This is a genomic window from Pseudoalteromonas sp. XMcav11-Q (genome assembly GCF_040104525.1).
Lineage (GTDB): Bacteria > Pseudomonadota > Gammaproteobacteria > Enterobacterales > Alteromonadaceae > Pseudoalteromonas.
Genome location: NZ_JBECOX010000013.1, coordinates 107,682 through 126,114, shown reverse-complemented (window position 1 = coordinate 126,114; position 18,433 = coordinate 107,682). Strand labels below are relative to the sequence as shown.

General features: G+C 43.1%; 16 protein-coding genes. 6 read left to right on the top strand and 10 right to left on the bottom strand.

Annotation, left to right across the window (positions count from 1 at the left end; all coding sequences use genetic code 11):
• The first annotated feature begins 37 nt into the window (after window positions 1-37).
• Window positions 38-724 (top strand): 4'-phosphopantetheinyl transferase superfamily protein, encoded by a 687-nt coding sequence (locus ABMY45_RS19020; RefSeq protein ID WP_174170893.1) that lies wholly within the window; start codon window positions 38-40, stop codon window positions 722-724.
• A 159-nt stretch (window positions 725-883) separates the two neighbouring features.
• Here ABMY45_RS19020 and ABMY45_RS19015 read toward each other — a convergent pair whose 3' ends face one another.
• The 4 genes from ABMY45_RS19015 to ABMY45_RS19000 all read right to left on the bottom strand — a co-directional run bounded on the left by ABMY45_RS19015 (window position 884) and on the right by ABMY45_RS19000 (window position 3,933).
• Window positions 884-1,399, bottom strand: coding sequence for a DUF2489 domain-containing protein (locus ABMY45_RS19015; protein ID WP_010376294.1), 516 nt, complete (start codon window positions 1,397-1,399; stop codon window positions 884-886).
• Window positions 1,399-1,986 carry a Der GTPase-activating protein YihI gene (yihI, locus tag ABMY45_RS19010; RefSeq protein WP_010607784.1) on the bottom strand — a complete coding sequence of 196 codons (588 nt, stop codon included), beginning with the start codon at window positions 1,984-1,986 and terminating at the stop codon, window positions 1,399-1,401. Before yihI ends, ABMY45_RS19015 begins: the two co-directional genes overlap by 1 nt.
• 24 nt (window positions 1,987-2,010) lie before the next feature.
• Window positions 2,011-2,664: a class I SAM-dependent methyltransferase gene (locus ABMY45_RS19005; RefSeq protein ID WP_010607783.1), complete on the bottom strand. Its 654-nt coding sequence runs from the start codon at window positions 2,662-2,664 to the stop codon at window positions 2,011-2,013.
• Window positions 2,665-3,300: 636 nt separating this feature from the next.
• Window positions 3,301-3,933: a c-type cytochrome gene (locus ABMY45_RS19000; RefSeq protein ID WP_010607782.1), complete on the bottom strand. Its 633-nt coding sequence runs from the start codon at window positions 3,931-3,933 to the stop codon at window positions 3,301-3,303.
• A 453-nt stretch (window positions 3,934-4,386) separates the two neighbouring features.
• Between ABMY45_RS19000 and yihA the strand changes: the two genes are divergently transcribed.
• Complete coding sequence (yihA, locus tag ABMY45_RS18995) at window positions 4,387-5,025, top strand: ribosome biogenesis GTP-binding protein YihA/YsxC (protein WP_010607781.1); 639 nt, start codon at window positions 4,387-4,389, stop codon at window positions 5,023-5,025.
• Between the two features lie 17 nt (window positions 5,026-5,042).
• On the opposite strand, the gene ABMY45_RS18990 is transcribed toward yihA, so the two are convergent.
• The 3 genes from ABMY45_RS18990 to polA all read right to left on the bottom strand — a co-directional run bounded on the left by ABMY45_RS18990 (window position 5,043) and on the right by polA (window position 9,501).
• Complete coding sequence (locus tag ABMY45_RS18990; RefSeq protein ID WP_206471677.1) at window positions 5,043-5,573, bottom strand: DUF1285 domain-containing protein; 531 nt, start codon at window positions 5,571-5,573, stop codon at window positions 5,043-5,045.
• On the bottom strand, window positions 5,560-6,129 hold the full coding sequence (locus ABMY45_RS18985; protein ID WP_102055922.1) for a YceI family protein: 570 nt from the start codon (window positions 6,127-6,129) through the stop codon (window positions 5,560-5,562). Before ABMY45_RS18985 ends, ABMY45_RS18990 begins: the two co-directional genes overlap by 14 nt.
• A 615-nt stretch (window positions 6,130-6,744) precedes the next feature.
• A complete protein-coding gene (gene polA, locus ABMY45_RS18980) occupies window positions 6,745-9,501 on the bottom strand; it encodes a DNA polymerase I (protein WP_349289344.1) in 2,757 nt (918 codons plus the stop codon).
• Window positions 9,502-9,933: 432 nt separating this feature from the next.
• On the opposite strand from polA, the gene elbB reads away from it, so the two are divergent.
• The 3 genes from elbB (at window position 9,934) to ABMY45_RS18965 (ending at window position 14,014) form a co-directional block, all read left to right on the top strand.
• Window positions 9,934-10,584, top strand: a complete 651-nt coding sequence (elbB, locus tag ABMY45_RS18975) for an isoprenoid biosynthesis glyoxalase ElbB (RefSeq protein WP_039494621.1) — start codon at window positions 9,934-9,936, stop codon at window positions 10,582-10,584.
• A 244-nt stretch (window positions 10,585-10,828) separates the two neighbouring features.
• On the top strand, window positions 10,829-11,221 hold the full coding sequence (locus ABMY45_RS18970; RefSeq protein WP_010607776.1) for a cytochrome c5 family protein: 393 nt from the start codon (window positions 10,829-10,831) through the stop codon (window positions 11,219-11,221).
• A 222-nt stretch (window positions 11,222-11,443) separates the two neighbouring features.
• Window positions 11,444-14,014 (top strand): diguanylate cyclase, encoded by a 2,571-nt coding sequence (locus ABMY45_RS18965; protein WP_349289343.1) that lies wholly within the window; start codon window positions 11,444-11,446, stop codon window positions 14,012-14,014.
• Here the strand turns inward: ABMY45_RS18965 and rep are convergent.
• On the bottom strand, window positions 14,000-16,015 hold the full coding sequence (gene rep, locus ABMY45_RS18960; RefSeq protein ID WP_010607774.1) for a DNA helicase Rep: 2,016 nt from the start codon (window positions 16,013-16,015) through the stop codon (window positions 14,000-14,002). The two genes, ABMY45_RS18965 and rep, sit on opposite strands and share 15 nt — an antisense overlap.
• A gap of 191 nt (window positions 16,016-16,206) precedes the next feature.
• On the opposite strand from rep, the gene ABMY45_RS18955 reads away from it, so the two are divergent.
• A complete protein-coding gene (locus ABMY45_RS18955; protein ID WP_010376312.1) occupies window positions 16,207-16,476 on the top strand; it encodes an accessory factor UbiK family protein in 270 nt (89 codons plus the stop codon).
• Window positions 16,477-16,542: 66 nt separating this feature from the next.
• Here the strand turns inward: ABMY45_RS18955 and can are convergent, their stop codons facing one another.
• Both can and ABMY45_RS18945 read right to left on the bottom strand, forming a co-directional pair.
• Window positions 16,543-17,211, bottom strand: coding sequence for a carbonate dehydratase (gene can, locus ABMY45_RS18950; protein ID WP_010376314.1), 669 nt, complete (start codon window positions 17,209-17,211; stop codon window positions 16,543-16,545).
• Complete coding sequence (locus ABMY45_RS18945; RefSeq protein WP_349289342.1) at window positions 17,211-18,407, bottom strand: methyltransferase; 1,197 nt, start codon at window positions 18,405-18,407, stop codon at window positions 17,211-17,213. The genes can and ABMY45_RS18945 overlap by 1 nt, the downstream gene beginning before the upstream one ends.
• Window positions 18,408-18,433 lie beyond the last annotated feature (26 nt).

Genomic DNA, 18,433 nt, shown 5'->3' with positions numbered 1-18,433 from the left:
GCCTTGTAATAATGGATACGAATAACGGGAGTCAGCTTTGCAAAGCACTCAGAGTCACCTATTTACCCCCTATCTCTCACACCATTTTCATTGCATTCAGTTTGATCCTGACAGCTTTGACGCGCATTCCTTTGAACAGCAAAATATACTCCTGCCCGCTTCACTTGATAAAGCGGTAGCGAAAAGGCGAGCCGAGTTTTTAGCGGGACGAATATGTGCCAAAACTTGCCTAGCGCATTTTGGACAAGGTGACTTTACACTGCTTAACGGCTCTGATCGGGCGCCTATCTGGCCTGCTAATATTGTTGCCAGTATCACGCATACTCGAGGGATCGCGGCTGCGATTGCTACAGATGATATCGCCGTGAAAGGCTTAGGCATTGATATCGAAAGAGATATGAAACCGAAGCAAGAAGTCGAACTACAACGACAAATTCTACATCCTGAAGAAGCTGAAATTTTTACACTGTTCGGCGAGCAAGTGCACTGCCCGTTGACTGTTATTTTCTCGGCCAAAGAGAGCATATTTAAGGCACTTTATAGCACGGTGCAAAAGTTCTTTGGTTTTGATGCTGTCAAGCTGACTCAGTTTGATGACAAGAAACTTATTTTCACTTTGATGGAAACACTACACAAGGATTTAAGCAAAGGACAACAAGTGGAAGTATATTACCAATGCAAAGACGCCTTAGTGCTAACCGAGTGTGAATACATCGCACAGTAAAGTCATATCTATTTGACTTAATACTTACTCAACTTGTTGAAAGAGTAAACCTAACCCTAGCTGCGTTAAAAATTTCTCATTTAGAACTAAAAACGCCCACTTGGGGCGTTTAATCTGAAGTTTGGATAAAGATTCACTTAGCCGTTTTCCAAAGCCAACTTACTGAAACACAACATTTTCACTGCCAGCAGCCGCTTTAAAGCGCGCTATCAGCTTTTCACAGTCCTGTAAGATCTCCGCTTCTAGGCGCTCTTCAGCACGCCAACGCTGGCTATCCATTTTGAAAATCTCTTTTTTAGAATACTTCTTACGCGCGTCATGAGTTGGCATTTCTTTGACTTCATCATACATCTGATAAACACCAGGATAACTTTGTTGTAAGTCAACTTCCTCGTCAAAGCTATATTGCGAGATGAGTACCCAAACTCGTAAGCACCCTTCAGAATATTCACATTGTTTTTCCTTCATCGCACGCGCGATCAAGTTAACGCTATCCGCAATTTTTCCATTGCGCTGCTGCCGTGACTTTTCAAGCTCAGCAGCCTTTTGCTCGCGATGTTTGGCAATCTGCTCTTTTTGCACCTTCAGTTGCCATAGTAATTTACCCGCGTAAAACGCCAGTCCAGCAATAATCAGGGCACCAATAATGATTGCGATGATCCATGCAGTATTCATTACTTATCATCTTCCTCAAAGTCGTCATCTAACCATTCATTTGCTAGATCATTACTCATAAACTGATCCATTGGATCATCTTCTAGCATATCGCCTTCTTCAAACTCATCATCAATTCCTAAGATCTCACATAGCTCCTGATGACGTGCAATGCCGCGATTGAAGTATTTCGCATCTTTACCTGTTAGCAGTTCACCGCGCTCATGGCGTTCAAGTAGCGCCATCAAGCGTTCATCATTTTCTAACTGCTCAAGTTCTTGCTCTGGAGTTAACGTCTCTACCGCTGTAGTTAACTTAACTTGCGGCTGTAGATGGCGCTTCATCTCTGGTTGTGTATTCGACTTAGTCGGTTGTGGCTCTGCAACCAAAGAAATGGGCTTTTTGCTACCAACACGCGGATCTTTATTGGTCGTCGTGTTTGATTGCTCTTTCACTAGGATCTCTGGTGCATTTCTAGAACCCGGCTTTTTACCTTTGGTTTTTTTGCTACGCTGCTCTTTGAGTGCACGTAACGCTTGTAGCTTTTCTTTACTCAGCCTTGGTGTTCCATTGGCTGCAACTTTACGTGTCTTTTTCTTTCTGGTCATAATTGGTTATCCAAAATTCTCGCGTTAACTACGCTTGGTGAGAATGATGACATCATTCCCAATAAATTCTAATTCACAATCCTGCTGCGCGGCAAAATACGCAAAGCTTTCTTGGCTAAAAAATGAAATATGTGTCAGGTCATTTTTATAGTGCCAATTCGCAAAGCGTGCTTTATCAATGACGAGCTTGGTCATCAAGGCTAGCGGCTTTCCCACTTTTAAGCATGCTAACAATTGCGTTAATACTTTTGCCGGTTCTGCTAAATGTTCCACCACTTCTGTACTGACGATAAAGTCGTACTGACGAGTCAGTACACTGGCATCATTAGCATAGTACAGGTCAAACAAAGCAACTTGATGCCCAGCTTCTTCAAGCATTTTCGCAAGCAGCGGCCCTGGCCCACAGCCAAAATCTAAGCCTTGGCTTGGTATCACCAAACGTGCCAACAGTGGATCCGCCACTCGTGCTAGAAAGCGACGATAGCCTTCATCAGCCAGATCGTTTTCATGGCTATCATAAATGGCCTTTTCTTGAGCTGGTGTTAATCTCGACTTGGGATCAACCATCACCAACTGGCAGGTTTGACATTGCCAGTACAGTCGATACTTGTCTTGATGGTAGGCTTCAAGCTGATTACCTTGGCACAGGCCACAACTGAATAGAGTTGAATCTTGCAATGGTCAACAGTGATTGCTTAATAAGGCGGCTATTGTATCAGGTATAATAGAGGCAACCAAATAAAAAGGCGGCAGAGATCACTCTCTACCGCCTACTAATCTGAGCGTCACAACTGGACACTTCTCCCTTCGACTTTTAAGTCTTATTATTATTCTTTTTATTTTATTGTCGTCCGTATTGTTTTTATTTTAGACTTCCGTGACACTTTCCATATTGTTTTTATTATGAGACTTCCGTGATTTTCTTATTCTCGGCCTTCCTGACGCTTTCTTGATAGTCCTTCGTATCCAACTAGATACATAACTTTGCCACCTACGCTTCCGTATCGAATTGTCCCTTTTTTTGTATTGCTTGGCGACAACGAATAATCTACGCTCCTGAGCTTGAGTTACAACTGTTTAATAACAAATTTCTTACCTTAATTTTTTTAATTAAACAGAAAAAAGATGAATTACATAAACTTACACTGAACAACAGCTTAAAAATAAGCTAAAACTCACATGTTGCACGAGCAAATATCTCACATTAAAAGTGAGATATATCTCACAACTTCAACAACAAAAAAAGGCAGCCTATGCTGCCCTTTTTTCAATAGTAGGAGTTTACACTGAGAGAGGTAAACTCACTATACGACTTTAGTGTAGACCACCTAAGTACTTAGATAATACTTCGATGTCTTTATCCGTAAGCTTCTTCGCGATATCACGCATCATACCATTCATGTCATTGTTGCGAGTGCCATCACGGAACTTCTCAAGCTGTGATTTGATGTACTCAGGGTGCTGGAATGACACTTTCGGGAACTTAGCTAAAGAAGTACCATTACCACGAGGACCGTGACACGCAGCACAAGCTGGAATACCACGCTCAGCATCACCCGCTTTGTATAGCTTTTGACCTAAAGCAACAACATCTTCAGGCGTTGAACCCGCAGACATAGGTAAAGAAGAGAAATATACAGCTAAATCTTTCATATCTTGATCTGACAGCGGCATAGCCATACCACTCATCACAGGATCCATACGCCCTTCTTTACCACCAGACGTCATACCTAGCTTAAACTCTTGTAGCTGCTTATAGATATAATCTGCATGCTGACCTGCGATTTTAGGATACATAGTCACAGGGGCATTGCCATCTGGACCGTGACATGCTGCACACGTTGCAGACTTTGCTTTACCTGCTTCCGCGTCACCATCGAATGCCGATGCGTTGCTTGCTGACAACGTACCAAGCAACATTGTTAAAGTTAATGCTATTTTTTTCATGGTAAATTCTCTGTTTCCGACCCTGTAATTTGTACCCTCGCGAACAAAGTCGCTCTCTTTATTGCTCGGGCAAATAATACCAATCAGTACTAATTAGGTTGTTATGTTAATCAGATGAATCATACATGCAAACTTAGCAAATATAACGCCAAACAGCACCGATCCATCTAAATACGCCTTGCTCAGTAGTGACTACTGATAGGTATACACTTTAGATTGACATTGCAATTTCTACATTCTACACGATATTACTTTCTCTGGCACGTTTTCTGCCCATATTAAGCTTATAATTTATAGGGACTTGACCTAGATTAATTAATATTGGGACGACGGTTTGGTCAATTAGCGACAAAAGCGGCGTTTAGAACAAATCTCACAATGCTTTTGGTTTCCGTCATACTGTTATAAAATACGCAATTCCATCCGCGAAAGTTTAATCAGTTAGGAGTCAGCGTGCTAAAATCTCGCGTTAAATACAATCAGGCACAATTTATCACAAGTGCCCCAGATATCAGTAAACTGCCACCAGACACTGGAATTGAAGTTGCTTTTGCGGGTCGTTCTAACGCTGGTAAGTCGAGCGCGCTCAATACGCTTACAGACCAAAAGCTGGCACGCACCAGTAAAACACCTGGCCGGACTCAGCTTATTAATACTTTTTCTCTAGGTGAAGATCAGCGTTTGATTGATTTACCTGGCTATGGCTTTGCGAAAGTCCCATTAGAGATGAAAAAGAAATGGCAAAAAGCATTAGGTGAATATTTACAACGCCGCAAATGTCTTAAAGGGATTGTGGTATTAATGGATATTCGTCACCCTCTTAAAGACCTCGATATGGATCTCATCAACTGGGCGACTGGCAGCAATATACCGGTATTAGCGTTGTTGACCAAAGCCGATAAGCTAAAACAAGGTAAGCGCAAAGCAGAAGTACTACAAGTACGTCGAGCGCTAGCTGAAATAGACGGTGATATCACCGTTCACGCGTTTTCTTCTTTGAAAGGTATCGGATTGAACGAATTGGCGTGGAAACTGGATGATTGGTACTTAGGTCCGTTTGTGAAAGAAGCTCAAGAAGAAGCGAGCGAATAATCAAACGTAGGGCGCGCTTAGCTAAGATAAAAGCGCGTCTTTGCCGACATCAGATAAAGACCTTTTTCATCTTCCTCGAGCAATTCAGCCCACTGATAATAGACATTTCGTGAAATTCTAGCGGTTAAACCATAATTGAGTGTGAGATATGGAATATCTCCTCCATTAACATGCTCAAGGGCTAGTGGAAACACATCACAAATGGGCCACTCACGGCCTAAATTATCTATCGCGATAATACAAGGTGATAACTCCAAAGCCGATGCTTCATCACAATAACGCCATTGCTCGATAATAAAAGGATGAGCAAGCACCTCAATCTCACAACTTTCTGCTGGTGTTTTTAACCAATACTGTTGACCATCAAAGGTTAAAACACTAGCAAACAAGGCAACAAGTGATTGCCGTTTAATTTCACGCCCTTGATGAAACCAACGACCATCCGCAGCAATTTTTATGTCAGAAAAACCGCACGACGGCGCCGACCAATTTTCGGTCGGCGCATGAGTCGTAACATACTGTTTGATTAACGCATCAATTTTGTTCATCAAAAACCAAGTTGAAGCTAACAGGCACGCTAGTCGCGATAGTCTTCAGACCCGCAATTTCTCGTAGCGCTTCAATTCCTTTATCTAACCCAAACTGCTTAGAATCGAGAATAAATGCATTTACCGGTGTAACCACCAAGCCATTAGCACTTTTCGTTATCAATAAGTCTAGGCTGATCTTTTGGATCTGACCATGCAGTGTCAATGTTGCTGTTACATCATTGATTTTTTGTGTACCAGCTTTAAGTTTAGCAAGCACTTCAGAAACATCAGCGTTAACTTTCGCCTTTGGGTGTTGCGCTACATTGAACAGCATCTTTTGCATACGTTCATTACGGATCGGGATCATCGTTTCAACGCTTGCCAAGTCAATATTAACCTCAAGCTCGCCTTTAGCAGATAATGTACTATCTATCGTTTTAAAATGATGTACTTCTGCAACGCTAGTCTGTTTCACAGACACAAAACTAACATCGCTTTGTTGTTGATTAAATTGCCAAGCTGCGAACGCCTGAGAAGAAATAAGTGCACTACCTAAAAGAAGGTACTTTAGCATGACGACTTCCTTATGAAATGAGAGTGAATTGCATTTGAGCGCTCAGTGTAAAACGCAGTGCAAATTAAATAAACCTTTAATCATAAACTCGTCGTTATGTTGGAATACTTTTACGCCCATCGTATTCACTTTATAGCGAGAAAATAGCCTTAGTAGCCAAGCAAAAACGTTGTGATTTAGCTACCCTAAACGATCAATTTTTAACGAAGTTAATAGGGGTTTCATATGCACATTGATTGGGGAGTTACATCAATTGCTATCATCTTTGATAAGAGAAGAAAAAGACGGCCCGTAAAAGTTACGAGCCGCTATAGCAATCTGGGGAGAAGCTATCAATACACTGTATCCTCTTTCGAGAGATACATCATCAACAGGATGTCCTACAGGATGAGGACGGCGCGAACTCTAACAAATAGACGTCCAGAAATAAACACCAAAAAGCAAAACTTGAGCCAATTTGATAAACTTTCAACGTTAATTTATTTTTTGTTACTAGGGATTAACAGAAGCTACAAAATTAAGACGCTGTGCTGCTAGTGTATACTTGCAAACAAAGATGAATGAAGTTGCACTAATCTAAACGCATAGTGCAACTCGGGTAGATTTTAATATCGACTAGTGTGCTTGTTCCCAGTTGTCACCACTGTCAGCTTCAACTAATAACGGTACATCAAGTACTGCCGCAGCGCTCATCAACTCACAGATTTTTTCACTGTATTCAGCAACTTTATCGCTGTGTACTTCAAACACCAATTCATCGTGCACTTGCATGAGCAACTGGATATCATTGCTATCACAGCTTTGTAGCCATTCATCCACTTTAATCATCGCTTTTTTGATGATGTCCGCCGCAGTGCCCTGCATCGGTGCATTGATGGCTGCACGTTCTGCTGCTTTTCTGCGAGCGCCATTACGCGCATTGATATCCGGTAGATACAAGCGGCGACCGAATAAGGTTTCTACATACCCTTTATCAGCAGCCTCTTCACGCGTGCGCTCCATATACTCTAATACACCAGGGAAGCGTTCAAAGTACATATCCATATAATGTTGCGCTTCATTTCTTGGAATATCTAACTGACGTGACAGACCAAACGCACTCATGCCATAGATCAGACCAAAGTTAACCGCTTTGGCTTTGCGGCGCATATCAGAAGTCACTTCCTCAAGCGGCACGGAAAACACTTCAGACGCTGTTGCACTGTGTACATCTTTACCTTCAGCAAAGGCACTCAACAACCCTTTGTCTTGTGACAAATGTGCCATGATCCTAAGCTCGATTTGGCTGTAATCCGCCGCAACGATTTGTTTATTATTGTCGGCAACAAATGCCTGACGAATACGACGTCCCGCTTCATTACGGATCGGAATATTTTGCAAGTTAGGATCACTTGAGCTTAAACGGCCCGTTGCGGTAACGGCTTGATGATAAGAAGTGTGCACGCGACCGGTATCCGCATTAACCAATTTTGGTAATTTGTCGGTATAGGTTGATTTCAGCTTAGCCAAACCACGGTGCTCAATAATAAGTTTTGGCAGTGGATAATCATGCGCCAACTCTTGTAGCACTTCTTCGGCCGTTGAAGGCGCGCCTTTTGGCGTTTTCTTAATCACTGGCAGCTCAAGTTTGTCGAACAGTATCGCTTGTAGTTGCTTTGTTGAACTCAGGTTGAACTCCTCACCTGCAATTTCAAAAGCTTGTTGTTCAAGCTCACCTAAGCGTTTTTCAATCTCGATACTTTGCTTCGCTAGCATATCGCCATCGATGTGCACACCGGTGCGTTCAATGCGAGAAAGTACGCTCAGCAGTGGTAATTCAATCTCTGTAAATACCTGCTTAAGGCGATTTTCTTTTTCAATTAACGGCCAGAGATGTTGATGCAATCTCAGCGTAATGTCTGCGTCTTCCGCTGCATAAGGTGCCGCCTTTTCTAGCTCAATTTGATTAAAGGTCAGTTGGTTCTTACCTTTGCCTGCGATGTCTTCAAAGCTAATGGTTTTATGGCCTAAATATTTTAGCGCCAAGGAGTCCATATCGTGGCGAGTTCCTACGCTGTTAAATACGTAAGACTCTAACATGGTATCAAAAGCGATCCCCTGCAGTTCAAGCCCTGCACGAGCAAGCACACTTTGATCATATTTTAAATTTTGACCCACTTTTTTGATCTGAGGATCTGCAAGAAGCGGTGCCATGATCTCGAACACTATATCTTGAGAAAGCTGCTCAGGTGCTCCCACATAGTCGTGATTGATCGGTAAGTAAGCCGCTTCGCCCGGTGCAACCGCAAAGCTCATTCCAACTAGATCCGCCTGCATATAGTTAACGCTGGTGGTTTCAGTATCAAAAGCGATGAGCTGGGCTGCTTTTAACTTAGTTACCCAGTCATCAAGCTGTGCTCTTGTCAAAATGGTCTCGTACTGGGTGTCGACCTGCGCCGCCGCAGGCGCCGACCCTTCAGCCTCCACATCAACGATATCAGCTTGTGACTGACCATCCAGCAATTCAGCTAACCAACGCTTAAATTCACACTGACCATATAGCTCGATTAAGCGATCTTTATCCATCTCAGCTATCTTAAATTGCTCTAAGTCTTGCTCTACTTCACAATCCAGCTTAATGGTGGCTAATTCATACGACAGTTTTAGCTGCGCTTGGTGTTCCTCTAGTTTTTTCGCCATGGTTTTTGAGCCACGAAAACCTAAATCAGCAATTTTGTCTAAGTTTTCGTAAAGCGAATCAATAGAGCCTAATCCCTGCAGCATCGCCAATGCCGTTTTTTCACCAACGCCAGGTACGCCCGGAATATTATCGACCTTATCTCCCATTAACGCGAGATAGTCGATGATCAACTCAGGACCAATACCAAACTTATCCACTACCCCTTCAGGGTCTAAGATCGTATTCGTCATTGTGTTGATCAACGTGACATGTTCATTGACCAATTGCGCCATATCCTTATCACCAGTGCTGATTAGCACATGGCGACTTTGCTCTGACGCTATTTTAGAGAATGTACCGATCACGTCATCGGCCTCGACACCACTAATACTTACCAGTGGCAGGCCCATTGCTTTAATTATTTCGTGGATCGGCTCGATTTGCGTTCTCAGATCATCCGGCATAGGCGGACGATGCGCTTTATACTCGCTATACATTTCGTTGCGGAAAGTTGGCCCTTTAGCGTCAAAGACTACTACCATATGACTTGGTTGATATTGCTTAAGCAAACTCTTAAGCATATTGATCACACCGTAGATCGCACCAGTTGCTTCACCTTTTGAATTTGTTAAATGTGGTGGCGCATGATAAGCACGAAATAAATAGGAAGAACCATCAACCAAGATCAACGGATTTTGAGGGATCTGAGACATAAATATTGGATCCTAAATTAGTCTTTTGTGGAGTAGAATGTAAGGATGCCACAAGGCACAAGATAAAACGAGTTTCGCGTTATCTCATCATTTAGATAAATCGTGCTGCACCTGTGGATAACTTTGTAGACAAACACGAAAAATCGCTCCGGAACTTTGTTTTAAAAGTCAGAGTGTAAATTAAAACTTTGATTTACTTGCGTTTTTTGTGCCTTTTTTATTGTTATTATCTTTACCGCTTTGTGGATAAAGAATTTTTTTAGTCACGCTTAACAAACTAGGTGAGTAAAAAATAGCCTGATTTTCTCAAGCGGAGGAGTATACTAACACAATTGATCAAAGATCATAGAAGATCCTTTATAATTTTTTAATTCGTGCATAATTCTTTTTATGCATATAGCGCGCATGATGTGACATTGAAGGGAGAAATGAATGAAAAAAGTAGCGGTAATTTTAAGTGGCTGTGGTGTATTCGACGGTGCCGAGATCCACGAGTCAGTATTAACACTACTCAATCTTGAAAAAGCAGGGGCAAGCTATCAGTGCTTTGCACCTAATATTGATCAATTCCATGTGATCAATCACATCACCGGTGAAGAACAAGATGAACGTCGTAATGTTCTTGTTGAAGCCGCCCGCATTGCACGCGGAGAAATTGCAGATCTGGAAACATTAAGTGCTGACGAATTCGATGCTTTGGTATTACCAGGAGGTTTTGGTGTAGCAAAGAACCTTTCCGATTTTGCTTTTAAAGGCGCAGACTCTACGATCCTTGAAAGCGTAAAGCGCGTATGTCGTGAGTTCAATCATCAGCAAAAGCCTATTGCTTATTTATGTATTGCGCCAGCACTCATCGCCCACATCCATACACCGGGTACACTCGCGACCATAGGTAATGATGTTGATACCGCAGCGGCAGTTAATACGCTTGGTGCAAAGCACGTGGATTGTGAAGTGACCGAGATCGTCGTTGATGACAATGAAAAAGTGATTAGTACACCGGCATACATGCTGGCGTCATCCATCCTTGAAGCCGCGACAGGTATCGAAAAGGCGGTGACTAAACTAATCGAAATGGCATAAAAGCGATCGCTTCTCCTACCCATTCGTAATAGTAAAGGAAAACGTTAGAGCCGATCGACTCACATTTCGGCCTAACGTTATTGCAAATTTAGGCGAAAAAGCTTGCCCTAACGCAATAAATTAATGGTTTTAACCATTTATACTCAAGTTTACGTTTTATAAATGAACAGGTGACGTTATAATCCCAATAATTCCGTCATCCATTATCGTGATTGAACACGTTCAAACGAAGTGAGCAAGGTAAATGAAAAAACTTTCAGCAGCACTTTTATTGCTATCAACAGCCGCAGTTGCGCAACCATACGACAATTCTTTAACTGAAGAAGCGATTAAGAAACGTCTTCAGCCTATCGGCTCAGTATATTTAGCTGGTGCTGAAAGTGCTGCAGAAGCCGAGCCATCAGGACCTCGTTCAGGTGAGCAGGTTTATCAAGCAGCATGTTTTGCTTGTCACGGCACAGGCGCACTAGGTGCACCAAAAACAGCTGACGATTGGGCGCCTCGCATTGCCAAAGGTAAAGACGTATTACTAGACCATGCGATCAATGGCTTCAATGCAATGCCTCCTCGTGGTACTTGTATGAACTGCTCGGATGATGAGATTGCAGCGGCAATTGATTTCATGACAAGCAAATAAATATTTCAACTTCTCTATATTAGGGTAAAAAGACTTATTGGACAGTGCAGCGTTTATCGCTGCATTTTCGTCTCAATATAGTGCCATAAAAGCCATGATTAACGCTGGCTTGATATCGCTCTATAAAACGAGCAGGAATGAGAAATTTACACTTGACCGCTTCGGCTAAAAGTGAAACTATTAAGCTCAATAATTAAACAACAATAAGAACTGGTTTCGTCATTGGAAGAGCCACAACAGCAGGTTAGGAGACTATCTCGGCGAACCGCCAGATTAGAGTCTTTACTTAAAAAGTATAAAAGAAAGTCTCAACTTCAATACACACTAATTCAGTTATCAGAACAGGCTAGTACTGTTGCTGAGCTTACCTTGTTGTATCCCGCAATCCACAATATTCTGTCTCAATATTTACCTAGCAAAAGCTTTTATGTTGTCCTGCAAAATCGCTTTACTCAAGCGCTTGAGCTATCGTATTTTGTTGATGAGAAAGATGGTATTTCTGTCCCTCTTCATGAAGCACATCACTTCAAAGATGGTGTAACTGGGTTTGTATTTAAAACCGGTGAAACTGTTTACCTCACCAAAGACGACATGCTATCGCGAGCCAATGCTGGCGATTTTAAGATAATGGGTAGTCAAGCAGAGCATTGGGTAGGTGTACCTATCTATCGCGATGGCGCAATCATTGGCGTTATGGTGTCGCAAAGCTACAAAGCGGAACAATCCTATAGCGATCATCAAGTTGAATTGCTTGAAGTGATGTCATTATATTTGGCCACAGCGATTGAACGCGTTAAAAAGCGTGAGTTACTAGAGTCTGAAGTGAAAATTCGCACGCGGGCACTAATGCAAAGTAATGAAGCACTTAATAAAGAAATAGAAAACCGCAAGCGTGCGCTAGAAAGACAGCAAATCTTATTCAAGATCTCTGAATTAGCAACCCAGTTCTCCGATATTGACGATGTTTACCAACAAGTTCACGACATTATTCGTTCTATTACTTTTGCCGACAATCTTTATATTGCACTTTACGATAAAGAGACGAATTGGCTCACCTTCCCGTATAGCGTTGATGAAAAAACCAGTTACAACCCTCGTCCATTTGCAAAAGGGTATAGTGAGCTGGTCATTCGTACTGAGCAAAGCCAATTAATAGACAGTACCCGTGCCAAAGCCTTAGCACTAGAGGGCACGGTAGAGCGCCCTGCAGGCTATAACCACAAGCTTGCTGCAACGAGTTGGCTTGGTGCACCATTAAAAACGGCTACTGGCGTCATCGGTCTGATCGCATGCCAAGCTTACGAGCACAAACACGAATTTAATTATGATGATGTTGAGCTGATCTCGTTTGTATCTAATCAAATTGCCTCTGTACTACAAACGCACCTAGCGAACCAAGCGCTTAAGATCAGTCACCAGCAGTTAGAACATCGAGTTGCGGAGAAGACCAAAGAGCTACAGCAAGCCAATTTACATCTACAAATGCAGATGGAAGAGCGCAAGAAGATTGAGCAACAGCTTTATCATGATGCCCATCATGATTCACTCACGGGTCTACCAAACCGTAGTTTGTTTTTAACTCAGCTCGAAAAGACGCTGCAAAAACATCATCGTTACCCCGAAGATAACTTTGCCGTTCTCTTTATCGATTTAGATAAGTTTAAAGACATAAATGATGAATTAGGTCACCAAGCAGGCGATCAGTTTTTGGTGTGGGTGGCACAGTCATTCTTAGAGTGTATTCGTGAACACGATTTATTAGCACGACTTGCCGGTGATGAGTTCGTGATCTTACTTGATCACCTAACCGATCGTCAGCAAGCGGAAGATGTCGCCAAGCGTATTATCAAAGTCATGCAACAACCTTTCTGCTTGAAAGGAGTATGCATGCAAAGTGGTGCCAGCATAGGTATCACCTATAGTAATAAGCTGTATCGTAACACCGATGAAATTATCAGAGATGCCGATGCGGCAATGTACTATGCCAAAAACGCTGGCCGTGGTCGCTATGAATTTTATCATCCATTACTTACCGCAAGCTCAAACGCTCAGAAGCAACAAGAACAGCATCACTTAGATAAGCTCCCTACTCACTTCCGCTGCACGGAAATCGTAAACTGGTCAGATAGCGCCCAGCCAATTGGCTTTTTGGAAGCCTTTGGCGAACATCCAGTATTAGGCAGCACCAGTTTTGATATTCTGAAAAAGTTTGCCGCAGAAAAAACTCAGCTGCTTGAAATTGAATTGCATCTACTAAACAAAGCGCAAGAAATAGCACGTAACCGCGATGAAGATATGCTATTTGGTTGTTCTGCAATGTTACTAGAAAGTGCACATTTTGACGCGTTAAAGCAGCAGCTACAGCGGCAAGACAAAACACTTTGTTTACTCTTCGAAGAGAGCGAAATTCGCTTTGCTTCTAGTCAGCAAGTATTAAATCTCAGAGCCTTGGCCGATATGGGGATCCCTATCGGACTGAATAATTTTGGTAAAGATCGCTGCGATCTAACCCTGATCAGCCAAGTTGACTTTACCTATGTCTTATTAAGCTCGACGTTTAGTAAACGCGTCTTACAACAAACGAGTTATGAGGTTCAATTGCAAGGTATTTTAGCCGTTACTAAAGTGAAGAATATTAAGGTCACCGCCCGAGGTCCTGCGATTTTAAACTTTAGAAGCTTACTGGAAAAGCATGGCTTGCAGCTATTTTTTGGCAAACAGCAAATGTTGGATAAGGGCAACGAACGTGTAGCCTTTATCCAAAATTTTGATAACGAATCAGTCCCGTCTTAGCATTGCCCGTAAATTCGCAACGTTAGATTTACCTTTTTCCATTCGTTCTGCCTGTGTCGCTACAGGCTTTTTTCCTTCAATTTGTAAATCATCTTGCGGCAATTCTTGTACAAAGCGGCTCAGCTCTGGGGTGATTTGCTCACCAAATTGACGACGACTTTTGGTATAAGTCAATGTTAGGGTTTGCTGAGCGCGAGTTATACCAACATAGGCCAAACGCCTTTCCTCTTCGACATTATCTTCGTCAATACTCGTTTGGTGGGGTAGTAACCCTTCTTCCATCCCCACCATAAATACGTGTGGATATTCAAGACCTTTGGACGCATGCAGCGTTAATAACTGCACTGCATCTGAGTCATCTTCCTCTTCATTGCGCTCAAGCATATCTCTTAATGTGAGTTTGCTTACCACTTCTGGCAGTGTCATGGCGGGGTTATCAGCATCTCCCGTGAGCATATCACTTATCCAACGGTATAGTTCTGATACGTTTTTCATCCGCATTTCAGCCGCTTTAGCGCTGGGAGATGACTCGTAAAGATACGCTTCGTAATTAATTTCACGGATCATATCTTTTACCGCTTCCAAGGTATCTCCGCGGGTTGCTCGGTCGGAAAGCTCAACCACCCAGCGCGCAAATCCCATCAATGCATTTAAGCCACGCCCCGCCAAACGGTCCGCAAGCTCTGACTCAAAACACGCCGCAAATAGACTAATATGACGCTCGTTGGCAAAGCTTCCTAGCTTTTCTAATGTTACCGGACCAATCTCGCGTCGTGGGGTATTGACGATACGTAAAAATGCGTTGTCATCATCTTGATTCACTAAGAACCGCAAATAAGCCATGATGTCTTTGATTTCACTGCGTGCAAAGAACGACATACCGCCACTAATTTTGTATGGAATACGGTTGGTCATGAGTGCTTTTTCAAACACTCTAGCTTGGTGATTTCCACGATAGAGCAATGCATAGTCGCGATAGCTGGTACGTTTCATAAACTTATGTGAAATGATCTCCGCGACCACACGCTCCGCTTCATGTTCTTCGTCACGAGTCGCTATCACACGGATCGGGTCGCCATACCCCAGTTCACTAAACAGCTGTTTATCAAATTCATGGGGATTGTTGGCGATAAGGATATTCGCAGCCTTTAGGATCCGCCCTGCGCTACGATAGTTTTGCTCCAACTTGATAAGTCTTAGGCCTGGAAAGTCTTTGCTCAGTAGCACTAAGTTTTGCGGTTTAGCGCCACGCCATGAATAGATAGACTGATCATCGTCACCAACCACAGTAAAACGTGCGCGCTCACCTACCAGCAATTTCACTAACTGGTACTGGCTGGTATTGGTATCTTGATACTCATCCACCAGCAAATAGCGGAAACGTTGCTGCCAGCGCTCTCTCACATCAACTGACTGATTCAAAAGCAAAGTTGGGATCATAATAAGATCGTCAAAGTCTAGGGCATTGTAAGCACGCAGCTGTGTTTGATAACGCGCATAAAGCTGAGCGAATAGCGCTTTTTGTGGCTCTCGCGCTTCTCGAATAGCACGCTCAGGCAAAATAAGTTCATTCTTCCAGTTACCAATCTGCATTTTCAGCAAATTGAGTAAGTCTTTATCACGCTCAAGCTCTTTTTCAGTGAGTTCACTTAACAACTGATTCGTGTCTTGATCATCAAACAAGGAAAAGCCAGGTTTATACCCTAAGGTCTTGACCTCTTTTTTAATGATTTCCAGCCCTAATGTATGGAATGTCGACACCCACAAACCCTTAGCTTCTTGCTTGCCCAAAGTTTGTGCCACACGTTCACGCATTTCTTTCGCCGCTTTGTTGGTAAAGGTGACCGCTGCGATATTCTTTGCTTTGTATTCACACTGCTGCACTAGGTAGGCAATTTTATTGGTAATAACCCGGGTTTTACCTGAGCCCGCACCTGCCAATACAAGGCATGGACCACTGATATATTTTACCGCTTCGTCTTGTTTTGGGTTGAGCTTCATGCAACTAATCCGGTTATCTTCTCGCTTGGCACAATGTTGGCAACAACTGTCAGTGCTGAGGGGTTGAGGAATTCTTATAAACAGGCCCTAGTTTACCGTATTCATGTAAAACTATGAAGCGAACCTTTTCCGTCTGCGGCGCATAAGGTAAGATGGACTGTGTATACTGACTCGCAAGCTAAGGTAAGAAGATGATTAATCCAGCCAAAATTGAAGAAATTGCTAAGCAAATTTCCAGTAACATGCCACAGGGCGTAAAGAATCTTGCTGAAACATTTGAAGCAAGAACGAAACAGGCGATCCAGAGCAAATTATCAGAAATGGATTTTGTTAGCAGAGAAGAGTTTGATATTCAAAGCAAAGTGCTGATCCGCACGCGTGAAAAATTGGTTGAACTTGAAGAAAAAGTGGCGCAGTTAGAAGCACAACTTGCCAGCCAAGCATCCGACTCGCAGGAATAAGCAACCAAAGCTTTGGAAAGTAAAGCGTGCGCTTGTGGCGCACGCAATCTCTAAACTATGTTGACCCTAGCAATAGCGCTGGTTCACGCCAAGCAGAGACTTTTCATAGCAAAGCGACAGTTGCTCCATATCTTCTACGGCGTTCACCACCTCATTCAAGAGACCATCAGCTAGACCATAGACCCACCCGTGTACCGTCAAAGTTTGACCTCGCTGCCAAGCATCTTGAACAATATTGCTCTGACACACGTTGCGCACCTGTTCAACCACATTTAGCTCACAAAGCGCCGCACACTGCTTTTCTTTGCTCACTTGTTCAATAATCGCTTGGTGTTTCTCTTTCACATCAGCGACATGACGCAGCCAGTTATCAATAAGGCCAAACTTAGCATTATCGAGCACCGCTTGCACTCCACCGCAACCGTAGTGACCAACCACCATAATGTGATCCACTTTGAGCACCTCAACCGCATACTGCATGACCGACAAACAGTTGTGATCGGTATGCACCACGACATTGGCAACATTGCGGTGAACAAACAATTCTCCAGGCATTAAATCAACAATCTCGTTGGCAGGCACACGAGAGTCAGAGCAGCCAATCCATAAATAATCTGGATTCTGTTGTTGCGACAGTTTTTTGAAAAACTCAGGATCACTGGCATTGGTGCGATCTGCCCACTGTTTATTATTATCGAGTAAGTGACTCAGCGGACTTGGGCTCGTTTTACACATTAATGGTTCTCCGACTGACGTTCAGCCTGTATCAAAATATTCCTTGGGGTGAGTGACTTTTCGCAAAAAGTACTAAGGGTGACATCATACCCAGCTGCTTGCAGATATAAAACCCTATCCAGGACCAACCAGATCTCAATCGCACGACGAAACACGTGTCGTACTAGCTCAATTCTGTCCGTTACTTGTTTTCGTTCACGCCCAATACGTTCATATTGGTCAAAATCAATTCCATCAGGCAGGGCAAGCTGCTTCTGCTCAGCTGCCCAATAACAGAATTCACTAAACGACCCAGAAAAAATAGCCTTATTGACCGAAGGCACACTCACGTAATATTTATCTGCGGTAAGTTCTCTGCGCAGCGCATCAAACCCTAAGCGCCAACTCACCTCTTTTTTACGTACTTGTGCCACTCTCCCGGGCGCTGTAACTGTCTCTTGCAGCGCTAACTTCATATCGTGATGAGACAAATTGAGCTGACTCTGCTGTGCTTCAACACTCATGGCTTGATAATCAGGTGGTGTAAATAAGTGATAGCAGCACGGGGAGAGCGATAGCTTTTTCATGCCATTCGCCACCGCTTGGTGCATAAATACACGATGTAATTCACCACATGCATGCAGTGCAATACCATGGCGATTTTCAACGAAGTGGTGATGTATGTCATCTTTCAGCACGTCGGCACAATGAAAATGCAAGTTTAGATTTTGCCGCTTCGCGCTTTCCTCTCCTTGTCGACACAGATCCGCTTGAAGCTCAATACTGTTCACTTCAGGCGCGCCATGATAAGAAAGCAATCGACCTAAATGACCTTTACCTGCGCACCACTCTAGTACCGATGCTTTGGTTTCGTTTACTGCGGCAACAAAGTCTTGAAGTTGCTCTAATTTACGCCCTTTTATGCCATTACTCAGCCAAAATGGTAACTCATCTCTACGGCCCACTTTTTGCGGTAAAGCACTTAAGACCGTAAGTTGTTCAAGTTCGGGAATATAGCGACTAAAAAAAGTAAAAAGGGCATCAGTGTCACTGTCTAATGTTGATACTGCATCGTCGCTTAACCGCAGTAATTCAGATTGCAGTTGTGGCCAGGGAATAGTGAGGTGCTCAAAAGCAACGACTTGCCAATATTGTCGGGTATCGAATAATAATTTATCTAGAAGTTGAAAGCGTTTGCTCAGTTCCACAATGGCCACGGTTGTCAGGGAAACAATACCCTTAT